The organism is Segetibacter koreensis DSM 18137, assembly GCF_000374045.1.
GTDB classification, from domain to species: domain Bacteria; phylum Bacteroidota; class Bacteroidia; order Chitinophagales; family Chitinophagaceae; genus Segetibacter; species Segetibacter koreensis.
The window spans coordinates 183364-201791 of sequence record NZ_KB893348.1; the positions used below are offsets into that span (position 1 = coordinate 183364).

The 18428-nt window shown below is 36.7% G+C and carries 14 protein-coding genes; 4 read left to right on the forward strand and 10 right to left on the reverse strand.

Translation table 11 applies throughout. The features are described from left to right. Positions 1 to 197: 197 nt before the first annotated feature. Positions 198 to 470: a hypothetical protein gene (locus tag B154_RS0120210; RefSeq protein ID WP_018616163.1), complete on the reverse strand. Its 273-nt coding sequence runs from the start codon at positions 468 to 470 to the stop codon at positions 198 to 200. Between the two features lie 250 nt (positions 471 to 720). Here B154_RS0120210 and gmk point away from each other — a divergent pair, with 250 nt between their 5' ends. After that, a complete protein-coding gene (gmk, locus tag B154_RS0120215; protein ID WP_018616164.1) occupies positions 721 to 1287 on the forward strand; it encodes a guanylate kinase in 567 nt (188 codons plus the stop codon). A 14-nt stretch (positions 1288 to 1301) separates the two neighbouring features. Here the strand turns inward: gmk and B154_RS0120220 are convergent, their stop codons facing one another. The 3 genes from B154_RS0120220 to B154_RS0120230 form a co-directional block, all read right to left on the reverse strand. Beyond that, positions 1302 to 2582, reverse strand: a complete 1281-nt coding sequence (locus B154_RS0120220) for a M16 family metallopeptidase (protein ID WP_018616165.1) — start codon at positions 2580 to 2582, stop codon at positions 1302 to 1304. A gap of 41 nt (positions 2583 to 2623) precedes the next feature. Further along, positions 2624 to 3862, reverse strand: a complete 1239-nt coding sequence (locus B154_RS0120225) for a M16 family metallopeptidase (protein ID WP_018616166.1) — start codon at positions 3860 to 3862, stop codon at positions 2624 to 2626. Positions 3863 to 3967: 105 nt separating this feature from the next. After that, positions 3968 to 5191 carry an aspartyl protease family protein gene (locus B154_RS0120230; protein ID WP_157580889.1) on the reverse strand — a complete coding sequence of 408 codons (1224 nt, stop codon included), beginning with the start codon at positions 5189 to 5191 and terminating at the stop codon, positions 3968 to 3970. A 142-nt stretch (positions 5192 to 5333) separates the two neighbouring features. On the opposite strand from B154_RS0120230, the gene mqnC reads away from it, so the two are divergent. Then, positions 5334 to 6458 carry a cyclic dehypoxanthinyl futalosine synthase gene (gene mqnC / locus B154_RS0120235; protein ID WP_018616168.1) on the forward strand — a complete coding sequence of 375 codons (1125 nt, stop codon included), beginning with the start codon at positions 5334 to 5336 and terminating at the stop codon, positions 6456 to 6458. 125 nt (positions 6459 to 6583) lie between these two features. Here mqnC and B154_RS30925 read toward each other — a convergent pair whose 3' ends face one another. Together B154_RS30925 and B154_RS0120245 are read right to left on the reverse strand one after the other, a co-directional pair. Further along, positions 6584 to 7903 (reverse strand): D-alanyl-D-alanine carboxypeptidase/D-alanyl-D-alanine-endopeptidase, encoded by a 1320-nt coding sequence (locus B154_RS30925; protein WP_018616169.1) that lies wholly within the window; start codon positions 7901 to 7903, stop codon positions 6584 to 6586. Positions 7904 to 7929: 26 nt separating this feature from the next. Further along, complete coding sequence (locus B154_RS0120245) at positions 7930 to 9069, reverse strand: formimidoylglutamase (protein WP_026260327.1); 1140 nt, start codon at positions 9067 to 9069, stop codon at positions 7930 to 7932. 289 nt (positions 9070 to 9358) lie between these two features. On the opposite strand from B154_RS0120245, the gene B154_RS0120250 reads away from it, so the two are divergent. After that, positions 9359 to 9865, forward strand: a complete 507-nt coding sequence (locus B154_RS0120250; RefSeq protein WP_018616171.1) for a GNAT family N-acetyltransferase — start codon at positions 9359 to 9361, stop codon at positions 9863 to 9865. Positions 9866 to 10006: 141 nt separating this feature from the next. Here the strand turns inward: B154_RS0120250 and B154_RS0120255 are convergent, their stop codons facing one another. Further along, complete coding sequence (locus B154_RS0120255; RefSeq protein WP_018616172.1) at positions 10007 to 11923, reverse strand: DUF3857 domain-containing protein; 1917 nt, start codon at positions 11921 to 11923, stop codon at positions 10007 to 10009. A gap of 3 nt (positions 11924 to 11926) precedes the next feature. Then, entirely contained in the window at positions 11927 to 13888 is a 1962-nt protein-coding gene (locus B154_RS0120260; RefSeq protein WP_018616173.1) for a DUF3857 domain-containing protein, read from the reverse strand. A 201-nt stretch (positions 13889 to 14089) separates the two neighbouring features. Here B154_RS0120260 and uvrB point away from each other — a divergent pair, with 201 nt between their 5' ends. Next, the gene (uvrB, locus tag B154_RS0120265; protein WP_018616174.1) at positions 14090 to 16126 is read left to right on the forward strand and encodes an excinuclease ABC subunit UvrB; all 2037 of its coding nucleotides are present in this window, start codon (positions 14090 to 14092) and stop codon (positions 16124 to 16126) included. Positions 16127 to 16136: 10 nt separating this feature from the next. Here uvrB and B154_RS0120270 read toward each other — a convergent pair whose 3' ends face one another. Further along, complete coding sequence (locus B154_RS0120270; RefSeq protein WP_211217523.1) at positions 16137 to 16508, reverse strand: DUF6970 domain-containing protein; 372 nt, start codon at positions 16506 to 16508, stop codon at positions 16137 to 16139. A 218-nt stretch (positions 16509 to 16726) separates the two neighbouring features. Further along, the gene (recJ, locus tag B154_RS0120275; protein WP_018616176.1) at positions 16727 to 18427 is read right to left on the reverse strand and encodes a single-stranded-DNA-specific exonuclease RecJ; all 1701 of its coding nucleotides are present in this window, start codon (positions 18425 to 18427) and stop codon (positions 16727 to 16729) included. Between the last annotated feature and the right edge of the window lies 1 nt (position 18428).

Sequence of the window (18428 nt, forward strand, 5' to 3'; positions counted from 1 at the left end):
AAAATTTGGGGGATAATTAAATAATTATCTGGATGCTCACCGTTTTGGAATAAAAAAGAAAGAATAAAAAATGCAGTAGAAGCTTTCAAAATTGGCACTCGTCAACAAATTAAAAGGTTTAATAATCAAATTCTAAGCAGGCAATAAATATTATATTCATCACCTGCTAAAAAATAAGATTCCGCAAGAAAGGTATATTATTTAAGTTCAGCCTTTTTCTTTAAGAGAGATAAACGAGTAAATTCGCTTCCGTTGAACATTTTGGCATTGTTTATATCTTTAGACTTATGCCAATTATCGAGATTAGGTTCTGTGACGAGTCTCCAAAAATTCTTAGACTTTAATTCATCATAATCGTTAAGTTGAACAAAAAGACCAATAATGGTGTTTCGTTTTTTAAATTCTACCTTAACCGTCGGGTTGTCTAACTGTTCTGTTTCAACAAATTTTGCAATCTGTTCTGGTAACATATTAATTAATTTATATAAGAGAATTAGGTAAAGCTAAGGAATACGAAGCAAAAAAAGTAAAAAAATTAGGTCAAATGAAGATATTAACGTATTGCTGCAACAAAAAAGAAGTATAAGTACTTCATCAATTACTGCTTTTTATCAAGAAAAATAGAAGAACAATTTGTTGTAAAAAGATTTACAGGGTTTCTAATTGGCCCAACACGGATCGATCAAATTAGTTTCCTTTATTTGCATTTCATTTACATATATGATTGGCAAAATTATCATCATTACTGCTCCTTCGGGTGCAGGAAAAACGAGCATTACACGATATTTATTGAATAAATATCCTAAGCTGGCTTTTTCTATCAGCGCAGCTACAAGAGAGGCGAGAGGAACTGAAAAAAACGGTGTTGACTACTACTTTATGAGTTCAGAAGAATTTCATGATAAAATTGAGAATAATGATTTTGCAGAATGGGAAATGGTGTACGAGGGCAAATATTATGGCACGCTAAAAAGCGAGTTACAAAGAATATGGTCTGAAGGAAAAACCCCCATCCTTGATATAGATGTAAAAGGAGCAATACACATTCAACAACAGTTTCCGCATAACTCACTTTCCATATTTGTTTTGCCACCTTCTATGGAAGAACTAAAAAGCAGGCTGCAGTCGAGAGGTACAGAAACTGCTGAAAATATTGCTACAAGACTTAATAAAGCAACTTATGAATTATCTTTTGTGCACTCTTTTAATAAAGTTGTTATAAATGATAATCTTGAAGAAGCCTGTGCAGAAACTGAAGCTGCAATAAAAGAATTTGTTGATCTGTAAAGGCTTTTGAAATTCTACACTACCACCAACTCATAAAATTCTTCAGGTACAAAATATTTTTGTGCAAGTTGTCGTATTTCTTCAGCGGAAATTGTTTTAATAGTATTTATAGATTTATAGAAATAAGATTCGTCCAAACCGTTTAGTACATAATTTTTCCATCTTCCAATAATTTGAAAAGGACCGTCAAGGTCTCCCAAAATGCTGCCTATCATGTAATTTCTTACCAGTAATAATTCTTCCTCGTCAACCAATTCTTCTTTTAAAATTTCCATTTCTTTATAGACCTCACCGATGGTTGCTTCGCATACATCCCTTCCTGCTTCTGTGCTTATCATCCACGCACTGTCCTGAACATGATTTTCAAAATAACTGTGAATGCCGTAGGTGTAGCCTTTGTCTTCACGTATGTTACTCATTAGCCTCGAGCCAAAAAAACCGCCGAACAAGTTATTTAATACTTGCACTTTCATAAAATCAGGGTGATGACGATTGGGGAAAGGACGCGCCATACGTACAGCTCCCTGCACTCCGTTTGGGTCATTTATAACTCGTTGTTTCTTTTCAGTGGCAGGAGAAATTGTAAATCTTTTCTCGGCGATAGAATTTTTATTTAAAGGTAAATGTCCGAAAGCAGTATTTAGCTGCTGAAAAATATCAGCAGGCAAATTGCCGGCTACAAAAATTATACACTTTCCATTTATATAATAATCATTGTAAAACTTTACGATCTTATCTCTGTTCAGCGCTTCAAAATCGGGTATTGAAGTATAACGGCCGTAAGGGTGATCAAAGCCAAATAGATATTCATCGATAAACCTATTGGCTACAAAGTCGCATTTTTGAAGGCTTACTTTTAGTCGCTGAATTTGGTTTTGCTTATAAATGGCAAGTTCTTCTTCTTTAAAAACAGAATCAGTTATTAGCTCAGAAACAACCGGCAAAACATCTTTCAAATATTTATTAAGGCAATGAAGAGTAATGTTAGCAGTCTCATTATAACAGTTACGGTTTAGATAAGCTCCGTAATACTCAAAATGCTCATTTATCTCAAAAGCGGATTTTTTTGAGGTTCCGTTTTTAAGCAAAAAATTAGTGGTGCCGGCTATTATATTCTGATCTTCATGCCAATTGCCGGCATGAAAAACAAGTTCTACCAATGTTACTTCCTGTGCGCCTGCATTTATACTGTAAACAGGTATACCGTTGTCTAATGTAAATTGTTCGCTTTTTTTAAGTTGCAGGTTAAATTCGACTGCATCTTTTATTTGTGGAGCTACTGTTCTGTCTAACATATTTTTATTCTTCTTCAAAACGCAGTTGTAAAATTTACCAATTAATTTTTGCTGAAATAATGCATGGTATTGCTGTTATTTTCATCAAATATTTCTTCGCTTTCTTTTTTTATATCTTCAGCAGTTATTTCCTGGTAACGGCTCAGTTCTGTATTCATCATTTCTGCATCACCTAATAGTTCGTACGTAGCAAGGCTGTTAGCACGGTTCATCACGCTCATGTCTTCAAAAGCTATCATACTTTCTGTCTTGTTTTTTACCTTTTGCAATTCTGCTTCATTTACAAGCTCGCTTTTCATTTTCTCCACTTCTTCCTTCACTGCCTGTTCTGCATCAGACATCTTTACTCCCTTTACAAGCTTGCCTTCAATTGTCAGTAATCCTGCATCTACGCTACCCATATGGCTACAATCTACCTGGCTAAATAACTGCTTTTCTTTTACCAATGCCTGGTATAATCTTGATGAGCCGCCGCCGCTTAAAATGTCACTTAAAAGGTCGGCAGCATAATAACGTTTGCTCAGCCTTGAGGCCATGTGCCAGGTTTTATAAAAAGCATCTAAAGGAACATCTGCTTCCACCTCAAGCAGGCGCGCCTGCATTTGTTTTGACTCTTGCGGCAGGTTTCTTATATATTTTTCTCCCATTGGTATAGGGCCAAACCATTTGTCTGATAGCCGTTTTACCTCATCCAGCGACACATGTCCGGCAACTACAAGAACAGCATTTACAGGACGATAATGTTTAAAAAAGAAACTTTTTACATCTGCTAGTTGTGCATTTTCAATATGACTCAATTCTTTACCAATTGTCATCCACCGGTACGGATGTTCTTTGTAAGAGAGTTCCCTTAGTTTATGCCATACATCGCCATAGGGCTTATTTATATAATGCTCTTTAAACTCTTCGCATACAACCTTTCGTTGTACATCAAGACTTTTTTCGCTAAAAGCGAGGCTTAGCATTCTGTCACTTTCAAGCCAAAAAGCTGTTTCAAGATTTTCAGACGGTAGTTGTATATAATAATTCGTAAGGTCATTTGTTGTATAAGCATTGTTTTCGCCTCCTGCCATTTGCAGGGGCTCATCGTAATCTTCAATATTAATGCTTCCACCAAACATTAAATGCTCAAACAAGTGAGCGAAGCCAGTTTTATTTGGATTTTCGTCTCTTGCGCCTACGTCGTACATTACGTTTACTACCGCCATTGGCGTGCTATGGTCTTCATGCACTATCACCCGTAAACCATTGTCTAACACAAATCGTTCGTATTGTATCATACTTTATAAAAAGGAGTGCAAATTATACCATTTACATAAAAGGATATTCTTAATTTTTTTGAAAGAAGGGTTGGCGAATATTTGCAACATGCACTGGTAGCTATATCACAAAATACTTGCTACTTTGAGATGCTTAACAAGCAGTTCTCCATTTCTTACTACTAAAATTCTTACTCTTGCTCCCACATCTTGCAAAATATTTTTATAAGCTTGTATATTGCCACTGACATTGTTGTCAATACCCATAATAACATCGCCCGGAATTAATCCTGCTTTTTCTCCCGGTGAGTCTTTCAAAACGTCTTCGATTATAACCTGGTTATTTTCTACATAAATGCCAAGGCCCGTGTACGAATAATCAAAGGACTCTTTAAAATGAGAATTAGGCTTCAGATGTATTTCTTTTTCGCTATAATTAAGTATCAGGTTAAAACGTCGCAGCAAATCATTTCCTATTAATCCTCCTAAAGATGGGTAAGCCGTTACGTTGTACTCATCTTTAAAAATATGGGCAGGAACTTTTTTAAATTTATATTTCCCTATTTTAATTTGCTTAACGGTCGTCAATTTCATCTGTGTTTTTCCACCAAGTCCTTCTGCCTGCGTTAATATAATTTTTTTTCCTTTCGACAAAATGCTGCTGTCCTGTTCAAAAGCTTCTGACATCAGTAAACATAATCCTGCTCCTGTATCGAAATAAAAGCGGCTACTGATACTGGTGTTATCAATTACCGAAGCATCAAATACAGGAATGCCATTGATAATGGGGTTTAAAAGAATGCCCGATTTTGGATATTTTATTTTGCCCTGGTTCCATACCTCCACAACGTTATTATCGTAATCTATTTTTACAATATACCTGCTAAGAAAACTGTAGCCGATTATTCCGTCTATTCTTACGCCATACACACTTGTCAGTAGTTCGTAATCATTTATATGAATATCAAGGTGCTCTACATCAAGGTTAGGAAGATGTAAAGTACGGTTCATTACATAACTTATTTTCCTCATGCTGCCAATACCTCTCAGTCTTCTTTCTGACGGGGTGATGGGCAAACGAAAGTAACTGACGGTTGTAGAGTCTAAAGAAACACCTCCACTTCCGGTATCTAATATAAAATTAAGTGTATCAGGAAAGTCATCGAGCCGAAGCTGAATAATAATGATACCTCCTGAAAGTGTTGTAAAAGGAAAGCGGGTTATAAGCGTCGAAGAGGGCGCATTGTCATTTTGCCCACTGGCAACTTCGCTACCTGTGAAAAGAATTAAAACCAATAAAAACTGGATGAGACATGCAATAGAATTTTTATTAGTCAATCGTTGTGTCACTCACTTCGGCTTTTAGTTCCTTTATCGGCTTGAAAATGAAATTACAAAACAAAATTTTATTATTTGTATTTTTTAAGAAAGTAATAAAGAACCTAAGAATAAAAAAGCATGTTGTAATTTCGCTATTTTATAAATTGTACACATGCAATTAGACGATCTCTATATAAAAGCATTGAATTTTGAATTTTTGAGTGTAGAAGAAGGAACTTTTTTGTTTAATAATGCTCCTACAGCAGAGTTGATGAATATTGCCGATGAGTTAAGAAAGAAGCAAGTACCTCATGGAAAAGTAACCTGGATAATAGACCGCAATCTCAACACTACTAATGTTTGCATAGCAAATTGCAAATTCTGTAATTTTTATCGAATTCCCGGTCATCCTGACGCCTATGTAACTGATATAGAAACATATCGTACAAAGATTGAAGAAACATTTCGATATGGGGGTGAGCAATTGTTGCTGCAGGGCGGGCACCATCCTGGGCTGGGACTCCAGTATTATGTTGATTTATTTAAAAAGCTGAAGGAAATGTTTCCTACGCTTAAACTTCACGCATTAGGGCCGCCAGAGGTGGCACACATAACAAAGCTGGAAAAGAGTACACATCGCGAAGTATTGGCAGCACTGAAAAACGCAGGAATGGATAGCTTGCCGGGTCCCGGAGCGGAAATATTGGTTGACAGAGTTCGGCGACTAATTAGTAAAGGAAAGTGCGGCTCACAGGAATGGCTCGATATAATGACTGAAGCACACAAGTTGGATTTAACGACTAGTGCTACAATGATGTTTGGCCATGTTGAAACTGTAGAGGAAAGAATGGAACATCTTGTAAAAATAAGGGAAGTGCAAGCTAAAAAACCTGACTACGCAAAAGGTTTCATTGCTTTTATTCCGTGGACTTTCCAGGATGTTGATACATTGCTGGCACGTATAAGAGGGGTGCATAACCTGACCACTGCCGATGAATACATTCGAATGATAGCCATCAGCCGTATTATGTTGCCTAACGTAAAAAACATACAGGCAAGCTGGCTGACCGTGGGTAAACAGGTTGCACAAATTTGTTTAAATGCAGGCGCCAACGATTTTGGAAGTATAATGATTGAAGAAAATGTAGTTAGTGCAGCCGGAGCGCCGCACAGGTTTACCAGTAAAGGCATTCAGCAGGCAATTCGCGAAGCAGGATTTGAACCCCAGTTGCGAAACCAGCAATATGAATTTAGAAAAATGCCCGAGATGATGGAAGAGCAGGTAATAACTTACTAAAACTGTTATTGAAACTATTTTTTATGAAGAAGCCATCTCAAAAATTAGGGATGGCTTTCTTTTTATCAAATAGAAAAATTCTTTTTTAATAACGATGATTAAAGGATGATCCAATTCTTATGATTTCAATACTTATCAATAATTCCTTCTAAAAACATTTCAATCCGCTTTTTTATTGCAGAAGCAGATGCCGTATGATTATTTATAAGAATGGAAAATAATAATGTTTTGTTCTTTTTAGTTACGAGATAACCACTAAGTGCCAGGTTGTTGCTAAATGATCCGGTTTTTGCATAAATATGATTCTCATAACCATTAAATAATCCTTTCAGTGTTCCTTCATTTGCTCCAGGTAACATCACTTTCAATCTTTCCAGGCTATATTCTTCTTTGAGTTTGTTTAGTATCCAGACAAGATCTTTTGGAGAAAACAAATTGTAACGGCTAAGTCCACTTCCATCAACCCATCTTGGTTTTTGGGGTAAATCTTTAAGATCAGTAGCTAAAAGCGTGTCAATTATTCTTACATCATTCATCTCGCCTAACTTTTCATTGCTGACCATTAGTAATGTTTGTTCGGCATATAAATTATCCGATCGATGAAGCATTATTTTAAAAAGCGAATCTTTTGATTGAGAATAAATAGGAATTCCTTCACCCGGTGCGAAAGGATTATATTCTCTTATCACTTCTTTATGTAACGTGTCGTCGAGATAACGGCTGGCAAAAAGTCCTTTATCCATAGCCAGCGTTGTTTTTTTATCATTACCAACAGTTCCTTTTGTTGTATCAATTGTATAAATATGTCCGCCAATTTCACGGTCAATTTCCCATACATGGTCTTTAGCTGGCGCTCCTATTACAAATGGTTTTAAAAGCGCTGGAATTGTTTGTAAACTATCTCCATTAAATGAAATTGTTGCAAGATTGCCATACATAGGAAAGGGATCTCTTTCGGCCATGTATTCCTCCTTAAAATCGTCCCACGCCCACCCGCGACCAAAAGACTCAGAAGCGAACGGAGTGATCAGGCTTATTTTATCGATTTCTTTTTGCTGTAAGAAGTTTAATAGCGGCTGGTTTTTAAAATCCGGATGCAGAAAAGTAGGGTCTCCAGTGGCTTGGACCATTAAAGTTCCATCTTCCACTTTATATCTTGCCGCAACAAGACTATCTTCCAAATACTTCATTCCGGCATACAAGGTGAACAGCTTGGTATTACTGGCAGGTATAAAGTTTTTTTCTGCGTGGTAGTTGTATAAAAATTTGCGCGCAGTGGGGTTGAAGATGCTAATACCAATATTTGCCGAAGCTAAGTCTGAAGAACCTAATATTTCTTTTTTCGCTTTATTTGATATCTGTTTTTGCACAGAACAGGAGAACAATAAGGAAAATGCTGAAAGAAGAAAGAAAACATTGAAAGGTTTCTGCACAAATTTTTTCATTTGAATTTTTCCTGATTTCTTTTTACTTAAAAACTTCTTTCAGCAGCACGCATCCATCTTTCAGGAATGTGATTATCGGCAGCAACCATATAATCATAATGACTGCATGCGATCATTTTTCCATCCGGCGTTTCCATCCACCATCTCCCGGTTTTTTTACTTTGTAAAAAGGTGGTTTCAATTTCTGCAAAAGCAAGGCGGAATTCATTAAAACTATCCCTGTCTTCCAACTTTGCTTCGTGCTTACTTTTATTCATTCCATCCATCAGGTACCAAAGCATGTGGGCAATTTGTTTGGCTGTCAGTTCATGCTCATCCTGGTCTGGCAAATATCCATATATTCCAATTGTATTTACATTTGTGCTCATTCCTGCGTATTGCATTAGTGTACATGCCTCTTCGCCCGTGAAGCCATTGGGAGTAAGCCTGTTAGCAGGGGCGTGACAGTGTTGAATAGCCGAAATATCGAAACTAAATAGATCAGAGTTACGGATGACCGGTTCCATTTCTTCCAATCTCTCTTTTACCCGCCCAACCCTATAGCAGTCAAACCGGAGTTTGTCAATCGTTTCCAACATCGTAGGATGAACGAAATAACTTTGAAAGCCAATATGGTTATAATGTCTTAAAAAATTGGGTTCACCTGTTAGCATTTCCATCAAAAAAATGTCAGCGGGAGACACGCCATCTACATCCAAATCAATTTTTGCATCTACACAGGTTGCCTCTATTATTTGTTCCATATCAGCATATGCCTTATATTGAGCCAGTGTGAGGTCGTGGCTTCCACCTAATATCACAACCCGTTTTTTGTGCTGGATAAGCTCATTAATAACAGACCTTAAGGCGGCGTAGGAGTCATGAAGCGTTGCACCTGGTTTTACATTTCCTATATCCGCTATTTGCACTTCATTGTGCCAGTGAAACAGTGAGTAAAATTGTCTTCGTATTGCATCCGGTCCCTCATGTATCGTTTCAGAAGGCAGACATCCCCGGTTTTCTCCAAAACCTACAATTACAAAATCAGCATTTTCCAGATCAGGAAAATATTCTTCATTTACCGACACATGTTTACCTAACTGCGTGTCTTTAAAGCCTTCGTCGTTTGAAAGCTCGTCTAAATTAATAGGTTCAAGAAAATCAAAAATAGTTTCAAATGGACTCATTCCGCGTTTGCTTTTAAACAAACATAGCAAAAAAAAAATGTAAGACTGGTTATGGGAATAATCAGAAAAAGACATTTGTTTAATTAACAATAAACTGAATAATTTAAAAGAAAAGTATTTTTGTTACAACCTTTTGTTTTTCATAGCAACATCGTTGCGTCGCAGTACGTTTATCCGCAGTTCTTTTTTCGGCTTTTTCTTCCGCGGCAATAAAATATTATTTAAAAAACGAATCCTGTTATATTTATTCTCAAATCATTCCTTTTGCATTACGAATGTTGCTCTATAAATGAATAATCAAGTTGAAATAAGGCCATGGAAACCGGAAGATGCTGCGGCATTGGCATCGATATGTAATAATAAAAAAATATGGCTAAACGTCCGTGACCGTTTTCCGCATCCCTACACGGTTTCCAATTCAATAGAATGGATTGCATTTACGCTTTTGCAGAAGCCAATACAGAATATGGCAATCATATATAATGGCCAAATAGCCGGAAGCATAGGAGTTATGCCAAAAGATGATATTTACAGAAAAAGCATTGAAATTGGTTATTTTCTTGGTGAGCCATACTGGGGGAAGGGAATTGCAACAAGGGCTGTAGGTTTACTACTTGAATATATAAAAAGCCATTTTAATGTTATCCGCGTATATGCCGAGGTCTTTAGTCATAATGCAGCTTCCATGAAAGTGCTTGAAAAAAATGGTTTTCATCTTGAGGGCGTGCGGGAAAAAGCCGTAATAAAAAATAATGTTATATTGGATGATTATGTGTGGGTGAAGTTTTTGGAATAGAAACAGGACCAGGTTTTTTAGATTAATAAATAAAAATCAGAATAAAAAGAAGGCAGGAGAAAGACATAAAAGACACTTTCTCCTGCCTTCAATCATTCAACACCTTTCGTGATTTTAGAAGAAAGAGTGCGTAAACAATAGCTAATCTAGTCCCTTCAATACTAGTTTCGTGTTTTCTTCTTTTTCAATTTCATTAAATAATTCGCATACCTTATTGTACTGCTCGGGGGCAATTACATTTTTCATGAGAGACAAGGTAGACACTATTTTTAGTGTATTTAATGTTTCGTCAAAGGCTACTTCCCTTTTATATGATATATACTCATCTGCTAATTGTTTGTTTTCAGGAAGAGACTCAACTTTGAAATCAGCAGGCAAATGAAAAATTGTGGTATCGACTTTTTTATATGGAAAATGAAAAACGTACTCAATTTTCCTCGAATTAACTGCATTCAATCTTTCATCGCAAAGTTTGTTTATAGTTTTAGGAAAGAAGAATTTATTTCCCGCTTTAAAATCAAATAGTTTGGCATAAGTAAGCTTAAGGTTTAACTGGTGCTTCTCCGAAAATTCATCGTGCTGTGCCAAATGAAATTCATCAGGTTCTTTATAATTAAGATATTGTACAAATAATTCATTTTGTTTTCCTTCTTCCAATTGCCTTACCTGGTCCAGCAATTCAAAAAAGCTTCCTGAGGTTTCTAAGGTGCTCTTTACTTCTGCCCCGCCTTCTTCATTTATCGCAATATCGTTTATGGTTGTAAATACATTCTTGTTATAGTTGCTTTTTGGCGTAGAAACTATAACACCTCCATTTTCGGTTAACAATAACGCATTTTTATTTTCTGTAAAGCTTCCTAAAAAACCTGCTTCACTATTATTACTGGTACATTCCAGCCAAACTGAATCACGACCATCCGGCACACATAATATTACGTGGTTAAAAACATTTTGAGGAAATTCAGGAGCTACCGGGGCTTTATTGTATCCTGCATTAATTAAGGCGGGATAAGATTTTATTCCAGCAACAGTAAGCAAATTTCTCATATAATTGGTCAACGCTTTACAGTCGCCATATTTTTTCTCATCCACAAAGCGAACAGGAAATGGCTTGTAACCACCAATGCCAAACTGAACACTAACATAGCGCATGTTCTTTTTCAAATAATCATACAGTACGGTTACTTTACTCCTTACATCAGCAATGCTATTAACCAATCTCTTAATTTCTGCAGTTCGTGATTCAGAGAAAGGGTCTTTTTCTTCATACAGTCCATAACACCATTTTCCAAAGTCGCTCCAGTTTTTAAATTCGCCTTTATGGCCATCATATTCAAATACGTTGGGACTTACTTCAATTTGTGGTAAATATCGGCCACCTTCGTACCCTCCGGCATCGATCGTGTTTACTGCTATATTTTTAGTTTCCCACGTGTACACTTTTGCATTTCCGTTATCTTCTATAACAGGAGATAAATTCATATTAAGGCTACGATATCTTATGCCTAAATCTGCCGGAACTTTTACTATATAGCGAAACTGCTCTACAGAACTGGTGGAATTATTCATATACCAATTAGGTAAATCAATATAACCAGAAACGTCTATTGTATATGTTACATCAATTGTGCAAGGGTATTCGGGTGCAGAGAGAGACAAATGCATAATTTTGTCGTCTGTGGCTAATGAGATGCCGTCGTTGTAACTTTGGATACTGAAATCCTTCTTTTTATACTTCTGCGTTTCTCTTCCACTACTGTTAAGAACTGTGGCTTCAATATCAACAACTCTGTTAAACTTATCAAACCATAAGGATTGCTGTAAGTGTTCTGCGCCTTCCGGGCTTAAAATAGTTGTGATCTGGTGTACTTTTAAAATATATTTTGAAGGTGATAAGACTTCCAGGTAGGCCTCATCGAGCCTGTATACAGCTTTCGCATCTTTTTTTAGATCTTCCGCTATATTGTTTACTGCATATTTTAAAAAAACTGGTTCCTGTGCAAATGCAAAACTTATGATGTGTATGAAAAAGTATGTACCTATAATCTTAATTTTCATTTCTTATGATTTAGCTTTCAGAACCACTGGCTCATTTAATATTTCTATCATTTGTTTGTAAAAGCCTTGCACGATGGGGTAATCCTCTGCCTTGTATTCTGTTTTATAAAAGTCAATTTTAATTCCTACCTGTATCGTATTTTCAAATTGTTGTACTTGTCTGAATACTGTCATTGTCTTATCTGGTGTAACTAATCTTACGGTTTTGGGCAATGTTTCCGTTGACAAGTTCTCTGGAAGAGTAAAAGTCTCATTTAACATATATGAATACTTGCAGCCGAAGTTGATGTCTGAAAACCGGTATGCTGTTATAAATGGATTTTTATTGAGACCGGTAAATAAGTTATAGTTTAATAAAAAATAATCTGACGTTTTGCTTAAGGCCGAGCTGAATTTTACAAGATGTTGCAGGGGCAGTGAGTCTTGTTCTACACCGTTAACATCGAAAGAATCAATATCAGACAGAGCGTACGGCTCTAAAAAATCTTTTTCGTATTTTTTTTGGTCTTTTTTATATTTCTCTTTTCGTTCGATTTTAGAATAAGCGTAGTTGTCTACTGCTGCTTCTACCTGCAGTAATCCCGCATTACTGATACTGCCTCTTACATTTACCAGGTTTAAATTTTTTGTTGCATCATCAACTATTTTTATAAGAGAAGGATTTTTCTTATCTACAGCAAACCCGATAGTATTTAATAAATTAAAGGGTATTATAAATGAGGGAGTCTGACGATCAGTTGCATCTAAAATATAATGTTTTCCATCTATGGTTACGTAAGCAACCACTTTATCAAACTGGTCAATGAAAGGATATGTAGTATCAATTTTTCCATAATCACGTTCACTTACTAGAAGGGGCTCAACTTCAAGACCTGTGGATTTTAATAAATTAATCATGAGCAGGTTTATGTCTCCACTTGTCCCTGTTTTCTTTTCCCACGTCTCTTTTAATCCCTCAACTGCATACTTTGAATAGATTTGGTTCCAGCTAAAATGAGATTTTACATAGTCATGTATCAACTTCATTTTTGTAAAGGAATCAGGTTGGTCCAACCGGATTTGTTGTATAATATCTGCAACAGGTAAGCTTTTATTGATTTGTGAGCCAAAGTTCGAGTTATCCAACAGCTCTTTTGCCAGTTCTTTCCATGTTGTTACATATCTCGTGGTTGTAGAAAAATGATTGCCATAGCCCATTTCTTCTGCTCTTTTGTAGCCGGCAAACTGAAAACTAACTCGTTGAAGATAATCACGTGCAGCGCCCATGTAGGCCTCTTCCCGTAATCCTGGTATATTACTCATTTTAAACGAAATGCTGCCAGCATGAGAATCGGGCTTAACAACTATTGGCATGTCGGCGCTTTTATGAACGCTATATTGAAATTCAGTATTAGGTACAACGGTTAAGTCATAAGAACTTAATACAACAGGAATATCTGTTTGAAATATCCATTCTCTTAGTCCGCCATAATTTTTCATGCGGCTCTGGTACTTATACTCAATTATGCTTCCTACCTTAATGTTGGGTAAAGCAAAACTTATCTCAGAATAATAATTATTACGTTTCTTTTTGAAAATGGACTTTTGCTCTAATCTGCCCCATACTTCGTTTTTCGCGTTATCGAAACTTAGAACAGCGGCATCAATACCTGAAATGGTTTCAAAACCAGCGTCACTATAATACGTGATATTAACATTTCCTCTCTCTATTCCTCTTTCTTTTAAAATTTTGAATCGTATTCTTCTTTCAGTGATCAGAGTGTAATTATCATCGTAGTATGATACTGCTTTATCTAAAAGCACTACTGCATCTGCATCTTTATCGAAGTCACATTGCTTGAGACTAATTTCTTCAGGAGTAAAATTTCCAAATTCAGTTATTTCTTCTTGTGCCCGGCAAATTTTGATGGAAACTAAAAACACAGAAAAAAATAAAACAGCGAATTTTGATTTTTCAGTAAACATAAATGTTATTAAAGAGGGATGGTTTTAAATGTAAAGAATATTGAGTCGGAGTTTGTTTGAACAACGGCAATATTTTTTAGATATTTAAAACGAACTTCTTTTGAGGATAGTATGTTTTAATTCTATTTTAATACAAGCGTTAAAATTCTTTTGATAGAAACTTAAGTAATCGCTGCACCGCTACATTCAGTAATTTGCAACATGCCTTTTAATATTGTTTCTTCATATCAGCCTTCGGGTGACCAGCCTCAGGCAATTCAGCAACTTACCGATGGCATTTTGCAGGGTGAGAGATACCAGACTTTGTTAGGTGTTACAGGTAGTGGTAAAACTTTTACCATGGCAAATGTTATACAAAATGTACAAAGGCCGACGCTCGTTCTTACACATAATAAAACACTTGTCGCGCAATTATACGGAGAATTTAAGCAGTTTTTTCCTGACAATGCTGTTGGATATTTTGTTAGTTATTATGATTATTACCAGCCTGAGGCCTACATGCCTGTCAACGATACCTATATTGAAAAAGACCAAAGTATAAATGAGGAACTGGATAAATTACGCCTTCAGGCTACCTCACAGCTATTGACAGGAAGACGTGACATAATTGTGGTTGCTTCGGTAAGTTGTATTTATGGTATTGGTAACCCTACTGAGTTTGAAAACGGAATTGTTCGTATTAAAGAAGGTCAGGTAGTTTCGAGACAAGGTTTTTTGCATTCGCTCGTTAATAGCTTGTACAGTCGCAGCCAGGGAGATTTTGGCAGGGGAACTTTCAGGGTAAAAGGTGATACAATAGATATTAATCTTCCATATACTGATTTTGGTTACCGCATTACTTTTTTCGGCGATGAAATTGAAAGCATTGAAACGCTGGAACTCTCATCAGGAAAACGGATAAGCCGGATACAGGATGCGGCAATTTTTCCGGCTAATTTGTACATAGCGCCAAAAGACATGATGCAACAGGTGCTGTACGAGATACAGGATGAAATGGCAGCTCAGGTAGAATATTTTAAAAACACCGGTAAATTTATAGAAGCTCAACGGCTAAGTGAAAGAGTAAACTACGACCTCGAGATGATAAGAGAGTTAGGTTATTGCAATGGGGTTGAAAATTATTCCCGCTTTTTTGATCGAAGAAAACCAGGAACGAGGCCATTCTGTTTGCTCGATTATTTTCCTAAAGATTTTTTATGTGTTATAGATGAAAGTCATCAAACCATTCCACAAGTTGCGGGGATGTACGGAGGCGACCGCAGTAGAAAACTCACACTTGTAGAATTTGGTTTTCGCTTGCCCAGTGCTTTAGATAACCGACCGCTTAATTTTAATGAATTTGAAGGATTATTGAATCAAACCGTTTTTGTAAGCGCCACACCAGGAGATTATGAATTGGAAAAAACGGGGGGAGTTGTAGTAGAACAGGTAGTAAGGCCAACAGGTTTGCTGGATCCGCCAATTGAAATAAGACCAAGCGTAAACCAAATAGATGATTTGCTGGATGAAATAGACAAACGGGTGCAAAAAGGCGACCGCGTTTTGGTAACCACACTTACCAAACGAATGGCCGAAGAAATGGATAAATACCTTGGAAGAATAAATATAAAAAGCAAATACATACACAGTGAAGTAGACACCTTGGAACGTGTTGAGATTTTAAGGCAACTGCGTCTTGGTGAAATTGATGTGTTGGTAGGCGTAAACCTTCTTCGCGAAGGTCTTGACCTTCCTGAGGTTTCGCTTGTTGCTATTTTAGATGCTGATAAAGAGGGTTTTCTGCGAAATGAAAAAAGCCTTACCCAAACTGCTGGACGGGCAGCACGTAATGTTGATGGCCTGGTTATTTTTTATGCGGATAAAGTTACTGAAAGCATGCAACGGACGATAGACGAGACCAGCCGCAGAAGGGAAAAGCAAATTGCTTATAATATAGAGCATGGAATTACCCCACAAACCATACGGAAAAGTATTGAACAGATAATGAAACAAACGTCTGTACTTGATATTAAGGGTGAGCCGGTAAACCAATATGCAATAGATGATGAAGGTTCACTGATAACAAGAGCAGCAGAGTCGGAGACTGTTTATAAAACAATTCCTCAAATGGAGAAGTCTATCGCCCAAACAAAAAAACAGATGGAAAAAGCTGCACGAGACCTGGACTTTATTGAAGCCGCAAGATTAAGAGATGAAATGTTTAAAATGCAGAAAGAATTGGAAGGAATGAAGGCATGATGAGTAAGGGTTACTTTCTTTCTCTTTCATCTTTCCATACCACCCGTAAAAGTTTTGCCTTGTCAGCGAAGTCTACACATTTTCGGTCTCCTTTTCCTGTAAAGCCGCCCGAAGGAGCGCAAACATAATTGCAATTTTCATCAACTGCTATACTATAAATATCGCAGCATCGTGCCGATATCAGATATACTTTTTTACCCACATAGAGGTATTCATCAATTTCTGCCGGAGGGTTCCATACTGGCTGTTGCTTAATACTATCAATCTTTTTCAGAATGCAAGCAGGTACACCAGTGTCAGCGCCTGCGACTGCAGACACTGTTTTTCTATGACATGCGAATATTGCCATATAGACAAAACAGCTATAAATAAAGAATTTCATGACTTTTATTCTAAAAAACAAATTTGGTTAGCTGTTGATAAAGTGTGATCAAAAGTAATGATACAATAAATAAACTATCTTCCACAGATAACATTTTAAAGGTCAGATAGAATTATAAAAGATGAACGTTATGCATTGAAACCCAAGCCAAATAGTTATTCTTTCGACTGGTCTTAAAAAGGTAAATATTTATATTTTTCAACCTAAAACCTTTCGTTTTAATCTTGCGAAAGCCGTACATCCTGCACCTTTAGTTGTAACATTTTTTGTCCATTCCATTCGTTTTCTTCAAGGGTAAAGACAACATCAAGAGGTTTTTTGCTTTCTACAAGCGGAAATTTTTCTGCCATATTAAAGCCAATACCTTTGAAACTGTTGTTGTTTTGCCTCAGACAAAACTTAACATGCTGATCTTTTATAAGTTTAGAGTTTCCTGAATCCATAACATTTCTAACTACAAAAACTGGTCGCATGTTTTCGGGTCCATAGGGTTCCATTTGGTGAATGATCCTGTAAAAAGAATGAGTGAGATCATTAAACGATACTTCTGTATCTATAACTAATACAGGCGTCAGCGACTCGGGTTGAATGGTGTTACGGACAACCTCTTCAAACATATTTGTAAATGCTTCAACCTTTTCAGGGAGCAACGTCATTCCTGCCGCAGCAAAGTGACCTCCATAACCCAAAAGATGTTCCTTGCAAGCGTGAATGGCCTCATACAAATTAAAGCCCGCAACACTCCGTGCACTTCCGGCAGCTACTTCTCCGCTTCTCGTAAGTACAATAGTAGGCCGATAATAAGTTTCTATTAATCTTGAAGCAACAATTCCCACAACACCCTTGTGCCAATGTTCCTGGTAAAGAACAGTTGTCATGCGAATGTCTGTCAACTCATTTTCTTCAATAAGAGCAAGTGCTTCTTCGGTTATTGCGGAGTCAGCTGTACGACGGTCTGTATTATCTATATGTAACAACTCTGCGAACTCCAAAGCCTTGTCACAATCCTTTTCTATAAAAAGCTGAACGGCTTTTTTGGCATCATCCATTCTTCCTGCAGCATTAACCCTTGGTGCTATTATAAACACAAGATTGGTAATAAACATTTCTTTCTGCACACCAGCTAATTGCATTAAAGCTTTTATACCATGGCACGGGTTATTGTTTACTCTTTGTAAACCATAATATGCCATTACGCGATTTTCTCCCGTCATAGGAACAATGTCGGCAGCAATGGCAGTAGCAAGAAGGTCTAAATAACATAAATAACTTTCATCAGGTAAGCCTAACTCTTCTGCAAGAGCAGTCATTAGTTTAAAACCTACCCCACACCCACAAAGTTCTTTATAAGGATAACCGCAACCAGGTTGTTTAGGATTGAGGATGGCGACAGCGGCAGGTAACTGAGTATCGGGAAGATGATGATCGCAGATAATGAAATCGATGTTAAGTGTTTTTGCATAGGCAATTAAATCAATGGATTTAATACCGCAGTCGAGAGAGATAATGAGCGTAAAACCATTCTTCTTTGCGTAGTCAATTCCTTCTTTTGAAACGCCATACCCTTCTCTGTACCTGTGAGGAATATAAAACTCGATATTGTGGTAAAAGCTATTAATAAATTGGTACATAGTGGCAACAGCAGTAGTACCGTCTACGTCATAATCGCCGTATATTAAAATCTTTTCTTCATCTTTTATTGCTTTTAATATTCTTTTCACTGCTTTCTCCATATCCTTCATCAACCACGGATTATGAAGCATTGTCAATTGAGGCCTGAAAAATTCTTTTGCTTTTTCAAAAGTATCAAAGCCGCGCTGTACAAGTATTTTACAAATGACCTCGTTAATCTTTAATTCCTTTTGTAAAGAATTTACCTTTTCCTGTTCTGCACTCAGTACTTTCCAACGTTTTTCCATT